The sequence below is a fragment of the Streptomyces fragilis genome (assembly GCF_003112515.1).
GTDB lineage: Bacteria > Actinomycetota > Actinomycetes > Streptomycetales > Streptomycetaceae > Streptomyces > Streptomyces fragilis.
Map to the genome: position 1 here is coordinate 105,129 of NZ_BEVZ01000005.1, position 13,467 is coordinate 118,595.

The following is a 13,467-nucleotide window of genomic DNA, read 5'->3' on the forward strand; positions in this document are numbered from 1 at the left end:
CCCCGTACCAACCCTTCGCCCTGCCAGAGGGAGACAACTGGAAACCATTGGAAAGAACCGGAAAAGCTTCACGCACCGACGGCTGCTGCATACCCGTCCACCGGCACCGCCGCACGTCGTCACACGGCGTACTCCGTCGGAATGACGGGTTCCCCCCGCGACAGCTGGGTCGCGGACATCGGCAGCGAGGCCCGGGCCGCCGCGTGCCGCTCGCGCGCCGCCTCCAGCGGCTCCCGCCCCACGACCTCGCCCCCGCGCACCAGCTCCACCAGCAGCTGCGAGGCGGCCAGCTCCTCGGGGACCTCCCCGGTGCCGATCACCTCCGCCTCCGCCACCCCGTACGCGTCGTAGCGGCGCGCGGCCCACTTGCGCCCGCCCAGCGTCTGCTTGCCGCCGCCGGAACGCTTCGCCACCGGCTCCAGCGGGGCGTCGGCGTCCGCGGAGGCCGCACGGGCCACCAGCTTGTAGACCATCGACGCCGTCGGGTGCCCCGACCCGGTGACCAGCTGCGTGCCCACGCCGTACGCGTCCACCGGCGCGGCGGCCAGCGAGGCGATGGCGTACTCGTCCAGGTCGGAGGTCACCACGATCCGGGTGCCCTCCGCGCCCAGCGTGTCCAGCTGCTGGCGCACCCGGTGCGCCACCAGGAGCAGGTCACCGGAGTCGATGCGCACCGCGCCCAGCTCAGGACCCGCCACCTCCACCGCCAGGGCGACCGCCTCGGCGACGTCGTAGGTGTCCACCAGCAGCGTGGTGCCCCGCCCCAGCGAGTCGACCTGCGCGGTGAAGGCGTCCCGCTCCGAGTCGTGGACCAGCGTGAAGGCGTGCGCGCTGGTGCCGATGGTGGGGATGTCGTAGCGGAAGCCGGCCGCCAGGTCCGAGGTGGAGGAGAAACCGCCGACGTAGGCCGCCCGCGAGGCGGCGACCGCCGCCAGCTCGTGCGTACGGCGCGCGCCCATCTCCATCAGCGGCCGGTCCCCGGCCGCCGAGGCCATCCGGGAGGCCGCGGCGGCGATCGCGGAGTCGTGGTTGAGGATCGACAGGATCACCGTCTCCAGCAGCACGCACTCGGCGAAGCTGCCCTCCACCCGCAGGATCGGGGAGCCGGGGAAGTAGACCTCGCCCTCGGGGTAGCCCCAGATGTCGCCCCCGAAGCGGTAGTCCGCCAGCCAGTCCAGCGTCGCGTCGTCGACCACCCGGCGCTCCCGCAGGAAGGCCAGCTGCGCCTCGTCGAAGCGGAAGTTGCGCACCGCGTCCAGCACCCGGCCGGTGCCGCAGACCACGCCGTAGCGGCGGCCCGAGGGCAGGCGGCGGGTGAAGACCTCGAAGACGGAACGCCGCTCGGCCGTCCCACCCTTCAGGGCCGCCTGCAGCATGGTCAGTTCGTAGTGGTCCGTGAAGAGCGCCGTCGACGGCACGTCGACCGGCAGCCCGAGCTCCGCTGTGTTCATGGGCCTGATGCTACCCCCATCTCGTCAATTTGACGATTAGTGTTCGGTGACGCCCTCGCGCCGCCCCGGGACCCGGTCCGTGCGGGTACCCAGCTGGGGTGGCAGCATGGTTCTTGTGACGTCACCCGCTCCCGCGCCCATGGAAACCGAACGCACCGAGTCGGCGGAGGAGACCTTCGCCGTACCCGAGCCGGACGTCCCCTGGGTCACGATCGTCCACAACGACCCGGTCAACCTGATGAGCTACGTGACCTACGTCTTCCAGACGTACTTCGGCTATTCGAAGGACAAGGCCACCAAGCTGATGATGGACGTCCACCACAAGGGCAGGGCGGTGGTCTCCAGCGGTTCCCGCGAGGAGATGGAGCGCGACGTGCAGGCCATGCACGGCTACGGTCTGTGGGCCACCCTCCAGCAGGACCGCCGGTAGCCCCCTGCCGCGCGACCGGACCGACCGCCCGCCGAGCCGAAAAGATCTGTCACCGACATGCCCGGAACCTTCGAACCGCTCCCCGGCGGCGGCGCGGCCGTCGCACTCGACGACGTCGAGATCTCGATCATCCGCTCGCTGGCCGCCCAGCTCCTGGAACTCATCGGCCCCGGCCCCGCCGAGGACGCCTCCGCCGACCCGCTCGCCGAACTCTTCGCCGACGGCCCCAGCGAGCCGCCCGCCGACCCGGTGCTGCGCCGCCTCTTCCCGGACGCCTACACAGACCCGGCCCGGTTCCCGGACACCGCCGAACAGGCCGAGGAGGCGAAGGCCTACTCCTCGGAGTTCCGCCGCTACACCGAGAACGACCTGCGGGCCGGCAAGCGCGAGGACGCCCTCGCGGTGATCCGCTCCCTCGACGAGCTGACGATCGGCGGCGGTGGTGGTGACGGCGACGGCGCGGGAGATGACGGCGCGGGCGGCGGTGTGCTGAAGCTGACGCCCGAGCGGTCGGTCCAGTGGCTGAGGACGCTCAACGACATCCGCCTCGCCATCGCCTCGCGCCTCGACATCACCGACGAGGAGGACAGCGACATCCTCTACCGCCTCCCGGACACCGACGAACGCAAGCCCCTGGTGATGGCCTACCTGTGGCTCGGCGGGCTGCAGGAGAGCCTCGTCGAGACCCTGATGCCCCAGTGAGCCCGCGGTGACCCGGCGCGGACGGTGTGTAGGGGAGCCGTAAGGATCGCGTAAGGAGTCTCGCGAGCCGTTGTCCGAGGTTCGGTAAACGGACAGCAAAATCCGATTTCCGGACACCGCAAATCGGTCATATCTGGAATATTTCACCGCCGCGTTGTGGAGTTGCCCACAGCGCGGCGGTCCGCTTCTCCGTACCTTTGAGCCAACTTTCTCGTTCCCGCGGGCCACACCCATGTCCGCCGGGAACGGCGCCACCAGGCCGACCGACCGTCGGCAGGCAGGAAAAAACTCCCCCATGCCCCCTCGGGGCACGTACTGCCCGGCCCGCCCACCGGCGTCGAAGACGACGCGCGACGGGCCGGTTTCTTGGAGAAAGGCGCACCAACATGACCTCTCCGCAGGTCGCGAAGACGAACGACAGCAGTGAGGCCGTGCACGGCGACGCCCCCGAGGAGGGGTACGAGCGAGGGCTCGGCAGCCGTCAGGTCCAGATGATCGCCATCGGCGGCGCCATCGGCGTCGGCCTGTTCCTGGGAGCCGGGGCGAACATCGCCAAGGCCGGCCCCTCCCTCATCCTGATGTACGCCCTCGCCGGCGTGATCATCTTCTTCATCATGCGGGCCCTCGGTGAGCTGCTGCTCTACCGTCCCGTCTCCGGCTCCTTCGCGGAGTACTCCCGCGAGTTCGTCGGCCCGTTCGCCGGCTACTTCACCGGCTGGACCTACTGGCTGATGTGGGTGGTCACCGGCATGGCCGAGCTCACGGCCGCCGCCATCTACATCCACTACTGGTTCCCCGGCATCCCGCAGTGGGTCTCGGCGCTGGTCTTCCTGGTCGTCCTCTTCGGCGCCAACCTGATCTCCGTCAAGCTCTTCGGCGAGATCGAGTTCTGGTTCTCCATGGTCAAGGTCACCGCCATCATCGGCATGATCGTGATCGGTCTCGGTGTGCTGACCTTCGGCTTCAGCGCCGCCGGCGACACCGCCCAGGTCTCCAACCTGTGGGCCTTCGACGGCTTCTTCCCCAACGGCATCGGCTCCTCGCTGATGACCCTGCAGGGCGTCATGTTCGCCTACCTGGCCGTCGAACTGGTCGGCGTCACCGCCGGTGAGTCGGAGAACCCCGAGAAGACGCTGCCCAAGGCGATCAACACCCTGCCCTGGCGCATCGCCCTCTTCTACGTGGGCGCCCTGACCGTCATCCTGTGCGTCGTCAAGTGGACCGAGTTCGCGCCCGACGTGAGCCCGTTCGTCGCCGCCTTCGCGAAGATCGGCATCCCGGCCGGCGCCGCCATCGTCAACTTCGTGGTGCTCACCGCGGCCCTGTCCTCCTGCAACTCCGGCATGTACTCCACCGGCCGCATGCTGCGCACCCTGGCGGACAACGGCGAGGCCCCCAAGGTCTTCAACAAGCTGTCCTCCACCAAGACCCCGGCCGTCGGCATCGCCGTCTCGGTGCTGCTGATGGGCATCGGCGTGGTCCTGAACTACGTCGTCCCCGAGAAGGCCTTCGGCTACGTCACCTCCGTCGCCACCGCGGCCGGCATCTGGACCTGGCTGATGATCTGCGTCAGCCACGTGCTCTACCGCCGCGCCGTCGCCGCGGGCCGGGTGCGCGCCTCCTCCTTCCCCGCCCCGGGCGGCTCGGTCTGCAGCTGGATCGCCATCGCCTTCCTGCTGATGGTGACCGTGATGATCGCGCTCAGCCCGGACTCCCGGATCTGCCTCTACGTGATGGCCGGCTGGGCCGTCGCGCTCGGCATCGGCTGGCTGGTCCTCAAGTCCCGCAACCCCGAGGTGACCCGCCGCGCCGAGCCCGTGCTCGACCAGGCCGGCTGACCCTCCGCACCACCGGGACGGCCCAGCCGCCCCACCGGCACCGGCACACCCGGTCCCGCATACCGGCCCCGCCGTCTCGCCACGCGAGAAGCGGGGCCGGTCCGCGTTCCAGTACGACATATCCTGCCGCCATGCTGACCATCACCCAGGCCCTCGTTGACCAGATCGTCGAGCACGCCCGCCGGGACCACCCCGACGAGGCGTGCGGCGTCGTCGCCGGCCCGGTGGGCTCCGGCCGGCCGGAGCGGTTCATCCCCATGCTCAACGCCGCCCGCTCGCCCACCTTCTACGAGTTCGACAGCCAGGACCTGCTGAAGCTGTACCGGGACATGGACGACCGCGACGAGGAACCGGTCGTCATCTACCACTCCCACACCGCCACCGAGGCCTACCCCTCGCGCACCGACATCTCCTACGCCAACGAGCCCGGCGCCCACTACGTGCTGGTCTCCACGGCCGACGCCGACGGCCTCGGCGACTTCCAGTTCCGGTCCTACCGGATCGTCGACGGCGAGGTCACCGAGGAGCCCGTCCAGGTCGTGGACGCCTACCCGGCCGCCTGACCTGCGAATTCGCCCGCACCGTCGCACGATGTCCGCATACTGGCCGGATCGACCGCACAGCGAGACGCGGCGTCGGTCCGCTCTCCGGGAATCGATACGATGACCGCATGGTTCTCCACGACGTGAGCGAGACGACGCCGGGCATCCTGCTCGTGGCGCGGCTGCACGTCGACCTGTGCCGCCTCAACAGCGCCCTCTGTCCGCGCTGACCGCGCGCGGCCGTCCCCGGGCGGCCAGGAAGGCCCCCGGCCCGGGGCGCCGCCCGACCAGCCACGGGCCGCCGCCCCCGACAGCCACCCGCAGCACAGCCATCCCGCCACACCACCACCGACAGGAGCCCTGACATGGCCATCGAGGTCCGCATCCCCACCATCCTCCGCCAGTACACCGACGGACAGAAGGCCGTCGAGGGCACCGGCGACACCCTCGGCGCCCTCATCACGGACCTCGAGTCCCGCCACCCCGGCATCCAGGCCCGCATCGTCGACGGCGAGCAGCTGCGCCGCTTCGTCAACGTCTACCTGAACGACGAGGACGTCCGCTTCCTCGAGGGCATCGACACCAAGCTCACCGACGGCGACAACGTCACCATCCTCCCGGCCGTGGCCGGCGGAATGGTCTGAGCGGCCGGGCCGGCGCAGACATGCGTTACGACTCCCCGATCGCCGCGGTGGGCAACACCCCCCTGGTGCGCCTGCCGCGGCTTTCCCCGTCCGAGAACGTCCGCATCTGGGCGAAGCTCGAGGACCGCAACCCGACCGGCTCGATCAAGGACCGCCCCGCGCTCCACATGATCGAACAGGCCGAGAAGGACGGACGCCTCACCCCCGGGTGCACCATCCTGGAGCCCACCTCGGGCAACACCGGCATCTCGCTCGCCATGGCGGCCAAGCTCAAGGGCTACCGCATGGTGTGCGTCATGCCGGAGAACACCTCCCAGGAACGCCGCGACCTGCTGGGCATGTGGGGCGCCGAGATCATCCCCAGCCCCGCCGCCGGCGGCTCCAACACGGCCGTGCGGATGGCCAAGGAACTCGCCGCCCAGCACCCCGACTGGGTGATGCTCTACCAGTACGGCAACCCGGACAACGCCGGCGCCCACTACGCGACCACCGGCCCGGAGATCCTCGACGACCTGCCGTCGATCACCCACTTCGTCGCCGGCCTCGGCACCACCGGAACCCTCATGGGCGTCGGCCGCTACCTGCGCGAACACAAGCCCGACGTGAAGATCGTCGCCGCCGAGCCGCGCTACGACGACCTGGTCTACGGCCTGCGCAACCTCGACGAGGGCTTCGTCCCCGAGCTCTACGACGCCTCCGTGCTCACCACCCGCTACTCGGTCGGCTCCGAGGACGCCGTCGTGCGCACCCGCGAGCTGCTCCAGTCCGAGGGCATCTTCGCCGGCGTCTCCACCGGAGCCGCCCTGCACGCCGCGATCGGCGTCGGCAGGAAGGCCCTCCAGGCCGGCGAGGACGCCGACATCGTCTTCGTCGTCGCCGACGGCGGCTGGAAGTACCTGTCGACCGGCGTCTACACCGCGGCCACCAGCGAAGAGGCCGTCGCCACCCTCCACGGGCAGCTCTGGGCCTGACCCCGGCGCACCCGTCCGCGGGCCCACCACGGCACTCGCGACGCACCTGTCACACGGCGGCCGGCGCCCCTCCCGAGGGGGCGCCGGCCGCCGTCGTGCGCCCCCACGCGCCCCACGTGCCCCACGACCAGCCGAACCGGTGACAAGGCAGGTGAGTTCCCCCACAACGGAGCCTCGGCGAGGAGCCAGGGACGCCCCGGCGGCTTAGTCTCGACGGACCGCGCGAGCCCTGTCGTCCCACCGCTCGCCCGACCCACGGCTCGTCCGTCCGCCCGTCCGCCAACGGAGGTTCCCGCTCCATGAAGCTCACCGTCGTCGGCTGCTCGGGGTCGTTCCCCTCCACGGAATCGGCCTGCTCGAGCTACCTCGTCGAGGCCGACGGCTTCCGGCTGCTCCTCGACATGGGCAACGGCGCCCTCGGCGAGCTGCAGCGACACATCGACCTCTACGACCTGGACGCCATCTTCCTCAGCCACCTGCACGCCGACCACTGCATCGACATGTGCGCCTACTTCGTCGTCCGGTACTACCGGCCCGACGGCGGCCGCTGCGCGCCCATCCCGGTCTTCGGCCCCGAGGGCACCGAACACCACCTCACCACCGCGCACGCCGACACTCCCTCGGCCAGCTCGATGAGCGAGGTCTTCGACTTCCACACCGTCAAGCCGGGCACCTTCGAGATCGGCCCCTTCACCGTCCACACCGAGCTGATGGCACACCCCGTCGAGGCGTACGGCATCCGCCTCGAGCACGACGGCAGGTCACTCACCTACTCCGGCGACACCGGACCCCTCCCCGCGCTCGAAGAGCTCGCCCGCGACACCGACCTCTTCCTCTGCGAGGCCGCCTTCGACGCCGACCGCGACCAGATCCCCGACCTGCACCTCAACGGCACCCAGGCCGGCGAGGTCGCCGCCCGCGCCGGCGCCCGCAGGCTCGTCCTCACCCACATCGCGCCCTGGACCGACCCGCAGTCCAACCTGGACTGCGCCGTCGCCGCCTACCGGGGCCCGGTCGAACTGGCCCGCGCCGGAGCGGTCTACGAGATCTGACCGCCCCGCCGCGGGCGACCGACGGCACGTCAGGGCGAGCAGACCTTCGCCAGCTCGCCGGACGCGTCGGTGATCGGAGAGACGTCCGGCGTCGCGTCACCCGACTCCACCGCCTTGCGGACCTCCGCGACCCCGGCCTGCAGGTCGTCCACCGCCTTCGCGACGTCCGCGTCACCCGTCGAGTCGTCCAGCTCGCCCAGGTTCTGGTCGATCGCGGTCAGCGACTCCTCCAGCTGCGTCGGATCGTTGCCCGCCGTCTCCACCGCCTGCTGCAGGTCGGCCACGCTGTCGGATATGGCCGCCGCCGTCCGCGCGCAGTCCACAGCTGTGGACAACGCGTCGCACCCCGTGGCCAGCAGCGCGGCAGCCGCCACCGCGGCCACTACCGCCGGAACCCTCTTCGCGGCACGCGCCGCCCGAGCAGACATGGAAACCGGTCCTCCTGTCGTGGGGGGCCGGAGCGCACGACGGCCGCCGTGCGTCCCCGAAAGGAAAGACGCACGGCGGCACGCCGGAGTTCCTTGCCAAGAAACCCTAAAGAGTGGTTTCGAGCGCTGCCCGCTGCGCCGTGGCCAGGTCGCCGCAGCCGGCCACCGCCAGGTCCAGCAGCGCGTTCAGCTCCTCACGGGCGAACGGCTCCGCCTCCGCGGTGCCCTGCACCTCGACGAAACGCCCGTCACCGGTGCACACCACGTTCATGTCCGTCTCGGCGCGCACGTCCTCCTCGTAACAGAGGTCCAGCAGCGGCACCCCGCCCACGATGCCCACCGACACCGCCGACACCGTCCCGGTCAGCGGCTGCCGCCCGGCCTTCACCAGCTTCCTGCCCTGCGCCCACGCCACCGCGTCCGCCAGCGCCACGTACGCACCCGTGATCGCCGCGGTCCGCGTGCCGCCGTCGGCCTGCAGCACGTCGCAGTCCAGCACGATCGTGTTCTCGCCCAGCGCCTTGTAGTCGATCACCGCGCGCAGCGAACGGCCGATCAGCCGGCTGATCTCGTGCGTCCGCCCGCCGATGCGACCCCGCACCGCCTCGCGGTCCCCACGGGTGTTCGTGGAACGCGGCAGCATCGAGTACTCGGCGGTGACCCAACCCTCGCCGCTGCCCTTGCGCCAGCGCGGCACGCCCTCGGTCACCGAGGCGGTGCAGAACACCTTCGTGTCGCCGAAGGAGACGAGGACGGAGCCCTCCGCGTGCTTGCTCCACCCCCGCTCGATGGTCACCGGGCGGAGCTGGTCGGGGGTACGGCCGTCGATACGAGACATGTGCCCGAGCCTATCCGCCCCGCGCCCGTGGCCCCGACGGACGGCGGGATACTGGACCCCATGACCCGCATCGTCCTCGCCACCCGCAACGCCGGGAAGATCACCGAACTCCGCGCCATCCTCGCCGAGGCGGGCCTCACCCACGAACTCGTCGGCGCCGAGGAGTTCCCCGAGGTCCCCGACGTCAAGGAGACCGGCGTCACCTTCGCCGAGAACGCCCTCCTCAAGGCCCACGCGCTGGCCCGGGCCACCGGTCTCCCCGCGGTCGCCGACGACTCCGGCCTCTGCGTCGACGTCCTCGGCGGCGCGCCCGGCATCTTCTCCGCCCGCTGGGCCGGCCGTCACGGCGACGACCTCGCGAACCTCGAGCTGCTGCTGGCCCAGCTCTCCGACATCGCCGAGGAGCACCGGGGGGCCCACTTCGCCTGCGCCGCCGCGCTCGCCCTCCCGGACGGCACCGAACGCGTCGTCGAGGGCCGCCTCGAGGGCACCCTCCGCCACACCCCGTCGGGCTCCCACGGCTTCGGCTACGACCCGATCCTCCAGCCCTTCGGCGAGACCCGCACCTGCGCGGAGCTGACCCCCGCGGAGAAGAACGCGATCAGCCACCGGGGCAAGGCGTTCCGGGAACTCGTACCGGTGGTCCGGGAGCTGCTGGGCTGAGGGCACGCCAGAGAGGGCGTCGCGCAGGTGGATGCGACGCCCTCTCGTCCAGTGGGCCCGGTGGGACTCGAACCCACGACACACCGGACCTAAACCGGCGCCCTCTTGCCAGCTGGGGTACGGGCCCACAGCCGCACACACTCTACTGCGTTTCGTTCCGCGTCGATCAGTCCGCTCCGCATCTGAGGCCCTTGCACCATGTCGGGGTCAACGCGTGGCAATTGGGGCACAGCAGCCGCAGATTCTCCCGACGGTCGTCACGTCGGTCGCCGTTGATGTGGTCGATCTCCAAGGTCATGGGTCTGCCTTGCCACTGGGCCCCGGTGCCGCACCGAGCGCACTGCCCAGGAACACCGATCTCCGCGAGGGCTCGGCGCAACATGCGAGTCTTCGTACGGTGTGCGTTGTCGTGCACCACCAGGACGTCCTCAGCCGATCGTCGAGCCCTCTGCTTGCCTCGTTGATGTGCCTGCCCCAGGAAGTGACCGGTGGACAGCTCCGCCTCCTGGATCCAGGTGCGGAGCCGCCGACGCGTGGTGGTGGAGTCGCGCAGACCGAGGCGGCGCAGCACATCCGCGACGGAGACTGCCCCGGCCACGGCGGCTGCCAGTGCTTCGGCTTCTGGTCGCACGATTGCCGCAGTCGGCGCAGCGCAAGTGCGAGGTGACGCCGAGCCGCCGCATGCGGACGCGTAGGTACTCGCGGCTTCCGCTCCGCCGGTCCACCCCCAGTCGCTCCAGCGCTTCCGTCAGCGTCCGCGACGCCCCCGCCGCCTCCCGCAGCGCCTCGTCACTGATCCTGGCCGTCGGCATGGCCGCCTCCTCCGTCCCGGCCGTGCGTTCGCACGGCTCGCACGGACCAACGAACCGGTTATCGGACGGTTACGTCCGATGGGCGAACATTCGTCACCCGGGCCGCCTACAGGCGGGCCGTGCCGTTGGTCTCCAGGGCCGTGAGGTCGAAGGTCTGGGCCATGCGGCGGTAGCCGGCGTCGTTGAGGTGGAGGTGGTCGCCGCTGTCGTACTGCTCGGCGAGGCGGCGCGGTGCGTAGGGGTCGCGCAGGGCCTTGTCGAAGTCGACGACCGCGTCGAAGACGCCGCCGGCGCGGATCTCGGTGTTGACCGCCTGACGGGCCGTCTCGCGGACCCCGTCGTAGCCCAGGTGGCCCTCGAACGGCATGAGCGTCGCCCCGACGACCGGGATGCCCCGGGCGTGCGCGCGGGAGACCAGGGTGCGCAGGCCCGCCGTGATGGCGGCGGGGTCGGGGGTGCCGTCGGGGTCGCGGAGGATGTCGTTGATGCCGAGGACGACGACGATCGCCTTGGTGTTGGGGCGGGAGAGCGCGTCGCGCTGGAAGCGGTTGAGGCCGCTGGGGCTGTCGGCGGGGCGGCCGACGCCGTCGGTGAGGAGCTGGTTGCCGCTGAGGCCCGCGTTGGCGATGCCGTAGCGGTCGCCGAGGCGGCCGGCCAGCACGTCGGTCCAGCGGCGGTCGGCGTCGGGGGTGGAGGTGACGCCGTCGGTGAGCGAGTCGCCGATGACCACGATCGTGCCCCGGGCGTCCTTGTCGAGGACGTCGAGGGCGGTGACGTACCGCCAGAAGGGGGTGCGCTCGGTGTAGGCGAGACCCTGCGGGTCGAGCGCGTGGTCGCCGGTGGCCAGGTAGGAGGTCTGGCGGGCGTGCCGGTGGTAGGTGACCGGGCCGGAGGGGGTGGGGGAGTACGTGGTGACGAGCAGGTCGGACGCGGCGGGCACGCGCAGGGCGACGGCGTCGCTGACGACCTGGCCGCCGGGCGGGACGGTGACCGCGCGGGCGCCGGAGAAGGTCAGCGGGCGCAGCGTCTCGGGGAGGGCTTCGGCGGTGTTGTCGTCGGCGGCCACGGCGACCGAGGCGGAGGTGATGTGCAGCGGCTGCTGCCCGTAGTAATTGGAGAGGGTCACCCGGGCGGCGGTACCGCCGACGCTGGTGTGCACGACATTGCGGATGGAGCGTCCGGCGAGTCCGGTGCGTTCGGTGCGGGGTTCGGCGCCGGAGGGCACGGCCGCCCAGCTGCCGACCCAGGCGCCGGTGGAGGCGGGGGCGGCCGGCTTGTGGGGGGTGCGGTCGGCGGGGAGGCTGGTGTCGCGGGCCTCGGTGCGGGCACTCGCCTCGCGTGCCGCGAGGTATATGCCGGTACTGACGGCGATTATCAGGGCGGTGAAGGCCGCCAGCAGGGCGCAAGCGTGACGCCTGGTCATGCGGGGCACGACTCCTCGGGCTGTGGAACGACGGAACGGTCGGGACGGCGGCGGGTGCGGGTCATCCCCGGCGGCTTTCCGCGCGTCCTCGTGAACAGGACGTCGGGAACGTTTGTTCCGTTCCCGGAGTCGGTCAGAAGGGACGTTTCTTTCCTGACGGGGCATGCGACACAGGTGGACGGGCGACGAATGGGACAGAAGGACGAGAACGGCGGGTACCCCGTTGACGCCGGTGACACCGGCGTCGTCGGCGGTGTCGGCGCCGGCGGCGACACGGGCGGTGACGACGGGCGGGGAACCGCGGGGCAGGGCGAGCATGCCCCGCCGCCGGAGGGCGGCAATCGCGGCGTCCCCCGTTCGGCCGCACGCCCCATGGATGGTTTCACCCTCGCCGACGAGGAGCGTCAGCGGGGGGTCCGTCGGATGAAGGCCCTGGCCACCGGGCTGTTGCTGCTGGTGGCGGTGATCTACGCGCTGGCCACCTGGGCGGAGCACCAGGGTGCGGGCGCCTGGGCGGGTTATGTCGCGGCGGCCGCCGAGGCGGGCATGGTGGGTGCGCTGGCCGACTGGTTCGCGGTGACCGCGCTGTTCCGGCATCCGCTGGGGCTGCCCATCCCGCACACCGCGATCATCCCGACCAAGAAGGACCAGCTCGGGGAGTCCCTGGGCGAGTTCGTGGGGGAGAACTTCCTCTCCGCGGACGTGGTGCGGACCCGGCTGCGCGCGGTGGGGATCGGCAACCGGCTGGGGACGTGGCTGGCGGAGCCGGAGCACGCCGACCGGGTGACGGCCGAACTGGCGACGGCGCTGCGGGGCGCACTGACGGTGCTGAAGGACCGTGACGTCCAGGACGTGGTGGGCGAGGCCGTCACCCGGCGGGCGGAGGCCGCCGAGGTGGCGCCGGTGCTGGGCCGGACGCTGGAGCGGGTGGTCGCGGCCCACGGCCACCGGCGGACGGTGGATCTGGTGGTGGCGCGGGCGCACGACTGGCTGGAGCTGCACAGCGACCGCGTGATGAACGCGGTGCAGGGCGGTGCGCCGGGCTGGACGCCGCGGTTCGTGGACCGGAAGGTCGGTGAGCGGGTCTTCAAGGAGCTGCTGCGGTTCGTGACCGAGATGCGGGACATGCCGACGCATCCGGCGCGTGACGCGCTGGACCGGTTCCTCGCCGATTTCGCCTCCGACCTGCAGTCGGACACCGGGACGCGGGCGCGGGTGGAGCGGCTGAAGTCGGAGGTGCTGGGCCGTGACGAGGTGCAGGACCTGATCGCCTCGGCCTGGTCGGCGGTGCGCCGGATGATGGTGGAGGCGTCGGAGGACGAGCAGAGCCGGCTGCGGCTGCGGGTGCGGGCGGGGCTGCTGTCGCTGGGTGCGCGGATGAAGGCGGACCGGCGGCTGCAGGAGAAGGTCGACGGCTGGGTGGAGGGCGCGGTGACCTATGTGGTCACCACCTACCGGAGCGAGATCACCGCGCTGATCACGGACACGGTGGCCGGCTGGGACGCGCAGCACACGACGCGGAAGATCGAGGCGCACATCGGCCGGGACCTCCAGTTCATCCGCATCAACGGCACGGTCGTCGGCTCGTTGGCCGGGCTGCTGATCCACACGGTTTCGCGCATGCTGGGGGCATAGCCGTAACGGGCGGGGCAACAGGGAGTGGGACCGCCGCT

15 protein-coding genes and 1 tRNA gene are annotated in these 13,467 nt (G+C 71.3%); 10 read left to right on the forward strand and 6 right to left on the reverse strand.

The window, feature by feature from the left end:
- Positions 1 to 119 precede the first annotated feature (119 nt).
- Positions 120 to 1,451 (reverse strand): nicotinate phosphoribosyltransferase, encoded by a 1,332-nt coding sequence (locus Sfr03f_RS18845; protein WP_108955143.1) that lies wholly within the window; start codon positions 1,449 to 1,451, stop codon positions 120 to 122.
- Between the two features lie 106 nt (positions 1,452 to 1,557).
- Here Sfr03f_RS18845 and clpS point away from each other — a divergent pair, with 106 nt between their 5' ends.
- The 8 genes from clpS to Sfr03f_RS18880 all read left to right on the forward strand — a co-directional run bounded on the left by clpS (position 1,558) and on the right by Sfr03f_RS18880 (position 7,630).
- On the forward strand, positions 1,558 to 1,881 hold the full coding sequence (gene clpS / locus Sfr03f_RS18850) for an ATP-dependent Clp protease adapter ClpS (RefSeq protein WP_108955144.1): 324 nt from the start codon (positions 1,558 to 1,560) through the stop codon (positions 1,879 to 1,881).
- Between the two features lie 57 nt (positions 1,882 to 1,938).
- A complete protein-coding gene (locus tag Sfr03f_RS18855) occupies positions 1,939 to 2,583 on the forward strand; it encodes a DUF2017 domain-containing protein (protein WP_108955145.1) in 645 nt (214 codons plus the stop codon).
- 386 nt (positions 2,584 to 2,969) lie between these two features.
- Positions 2,970 to 4,421, forward strand: coding sequence for an amino acid permease (locus Sfr03f_RS18860; protein ID WP_108955146.1), 1,452 nt, complete (start codon positions 2,970 to 2,972; stop codon positions 4,419 to 4,421).
- 131 nt (positions 4,422 to 4,552) lie between these two features.
- Complete coding sequence (locus Sfr03f_RS18865; protein WP_108955147.1) at positions 4,553 to 4,984, forward strand: M67 family metallopeptidase; 432 nt, start codon at positions 4,553 to 4,555, stop codon at positions 4,982 to 4,984.
- Positions 4,985 to 5,091: 107 nt separating this feature from the next.
- Positions 5,092 to 5,193: a putative leader peptide gene (locus Sfr03f_RS31705; protein ID WP_359289145.1), complete on the forward strand. Its 102-nt coding sequence runs from the start codon at positions 5,092 to 5,094 to the stop codon at positions 5,191 to 5,193.
- A gap of 135 nt (positions 5,194 to 5,328) precedes the next feature.
- The gene (locus tag Sfr03f_RS18870; protein ID WP_108955148.1) at positions 5,329 to 5,607 is read left to right on the forward strand and encodes a MoaD/ThiS family protein; all 279 of its coding nucleotides are present in this window, start codon (positions 5,329 to 5,331) and stop codon (positions 5,605 to 5,607) included.
- Positions 5,608 to 5,627: 20 nt separating this feature from the next.
- A complete protein-coding gene (locus Sfr03f_RS18875) occupies positions 5,628 to 6,578 on the forward strand; it encodes a PLP-dependent cysteine synthase family protein (RefSeq protein WP_108955149.1) in 951 nt (316 codons plus the stop codon).
- Between the two features lie 299 nt (positions 6,579 to 6,877).
- Positions 6,878 to 7,630 (forward strand): MBL fold metallo-hydrolase, encoded by a 753-nt coding sequence (locus Sfr03f_RS18880; RefSeq protein WP_108955150.1) that lies wholly within the window; start codon positions 6,878 to 6,880, stop codon positions 7,628 to 7,630.
- Between the two features lie 29 nt (positions 7,631 to 7,659).
- Here Sfr03f_RS18880 and Sfr03f_RS18885 read toward each other — a convergent pair whose 3' ends face one another.
- On the reverse strand, positions 7,660 to 8,058 hold the full coding sequence (locus tag Sfr03f_RS18885; RefSeq protein ID WP_108955151.1) for a hypothetical protein: 399 nt from the start codon (positions 8,056 to 8,058) through the stop codon (positions 7,660 to 7,662).
- A gap of 106 nt (positions 8,059 to 8,164) precedes the next feature.
- Positions 8,165 to 8,896 (reverse strand): ribonuclease PH, encoded by a 732-nt coding sequence (gene rph, locus Sfr03f_RS18890; RefSeq protein ID WP_108955152.1) that lies wholly within the window; start codon positions 8,894 to 8,896, stop codon positions 8,165 to 8,167.
- Positions 8,897 to 8,956: 60 nt separating this feature from the next.
- On the opposite strand from rph, the gene rdgB reads away from it, so the two are divergent.
- Positions 8,957 to 9,559 carry an RdgB/HAM1 family non-canonical purine NTP pyrophosphatase gene (rdgB, locus tag Sfr03f_RS18895; RefSeq protein WP_108955468.1) on the forward strand — a complete coding sequence of 201 codons (603 nt, stop codon included), beginning with the start codon at positions 8,957 to 8,959 and terminating at the stop codon, positions 9,557 to 9,559.
- 52 nt (positions 9,560 to 9,611) lie between these two features.
- On the opposite strand, the gene Sfr03f_RS18900 is transcribed toward rdgB, so the two are convergent.
- The 3 genes from Sfr03f_RS18900 to Sfr03f_RS18915 all read right to left on the reverse strand — a co-directional run bounded on the left by Sfr03f_RS18900 (position 9,612) and on the right by Sfr03f_RS18915 (position 11,794).
- A tRNA-Leu gene (locus Sfr03f_RS18900) sits at positions 9,612 to 9,686 on the reverse strand.
- A 39-nt stretch (positions 9,687 to 9,725) separates the two neighbouring features.
- Positions 9,726 to 9,941: an HNH endonuclease gene (locus Sfr03f_RS31550; RefSeq protein WP_281262844.1), complete on the reverse strand. Its 216-nt coding sequence runs from the start codon at positions 9,939 to 9,941 to the stop codon at positions 9,726 to 9,728.
- 536 nt (positions 9,942 to 10,477) lie between these two features.
- Complete coding sequence (locus tag Sfr03f_RS18915; protein WP_108955154.1) at positions 10,478 to 11,794, reverse strand: SGNH/GDSL hydrolase family protein; 1,317 nt, start codon at positions 11,792 to 11,794, stop codon at positions 10,478 to 10,480.
- A 372-nt stretch (positions 11,795 to 12,166) separates the two neighbouring features.
- Between Sfr03f_RS18915 and Sfr03f_RS18920 the strand changes: the two genes are divergently transcribed.
- The gene (locus tag Sfr03f_RS18920) at positions 12,167 to 13,429 is read left to right on the forward strand and encodes a DUF445 domain-containing protein (protein ID WP_108955469.1); all 1,263 of its coding nucleotides are present in this window, start codon (positions 12,167 to 12,169) and stop codon (positions 13,427 to 13,429) included.
- Positions 13,430 to 13,467: the final 38 nt, after the last annotated feature.

Bases quoted from the DNA above. Each gene is read 5' to 3' on its own strand.
- Sfr03f_RS18845 (WP_108955143.1), bottom strand. From the start codon at position 1,451: ATGAACACAGCGGAGCTCGGGCTGCCGGTCGACGTGCCGTCGACGGCG.
- clpS (WP_108955144.1), top strand. From the start codon at position 1,558: ATGGTTCTTGTGACGTCACCCGCTCCCGCGCCCATGGAAACCGAACGC.
- Sfr03f_RS18855 (WP_108955145.1), top strand. From the start codon at position 1,939: ATGCCCGGAACCTTCGAACCGCTCCCCGGCGGCGGCGCGGCCGTCGCA.
- Sfr03f_RS18860 (WP_108955146.1), top strand. From the start codon at position 2,970: ATGACCTCTCCGCAGGTCGCGAAGACGAACGACAGCAGTGAGGCCGTG.
- Sfr03f_RS18865 (WP_108955147.1), top strand. From the start codon at position 4,553: ATGCTGACCATCACCCAGGCCCTCGTTGACCAGATCGTCGAGCACGCC.
- Sfr03f_RS31705 (WP_359289145.1), top strand. From the start codon at position 5,092: ATGGTTCTCCACGACGTGAGCGAGACGACGCCGGGCATCCTGCTCGTG.
- Sfr03f_RS18870 (WP_108955148.1), top strand. From the start codon at position 5,329: ATGGCCATCGAGGTCCGCATCCCCACCATCCTCCGCCAGTACACCGAC.
- Sfr03f_RS18875 (WP_108955149.1), top strand. From the start codon at position 5,628: ATGCGTTACGACTCCCCGATCGCCGCGGTGGGCAACACCCCCCTGGTG.
- Sfr03f_RS18880 (WP_108955150.1), top strand. From the start codon at position 6,878: ATGAAGCTCACCGTCGTCGGCTGCTCGGGGTCGTTCCCCTCCACGGAA.
- Sfr03f_RS18885 (WP_108955151.1), bottom strand. From the start codon at position 8,058: ATGTCTGCTCGGGCGGCGCGTGCCGCGAAGAGGGTTCCGGCGGTAGTG.
- rph (WP_108955152.1), bottom strand. From the start codon at position 8,896: ATGTCTCGTATCGACGGCCGTACCCCCGACCAGCTCCGCCCGGTGACC.
- rdgB (WP_108955468.1), top strand. From the start codon at position 8,957: ATGACCCGCATCGTCCTCGCCACCCGCAACGCCGGGAAGATCACCGAA.
- Sfr03f_RS31550 (WP_281262844.1), bottom strand. From the start codon at position 9,941: ATGTTGCGCCGAGCCCTCGCGGAGATCGGTGTTCCTGGGCAGTGCGCT.
- Sfr03f_RS18915 (WP_108955154.1), bottom strand. From the start codon at position 11,794: ATGACCAGGCGTCACGCTTGCGCCCTGCTGGCGGCCTTCACCGCCCTG.
- Sfr03f_RS18920 (WP_108955469.1), top strand. From the start codon at position 12,167: ATGGATGGTTTCACCCTCGCCGACGAGGAGCGTCAGCGGGGGGTCCGT.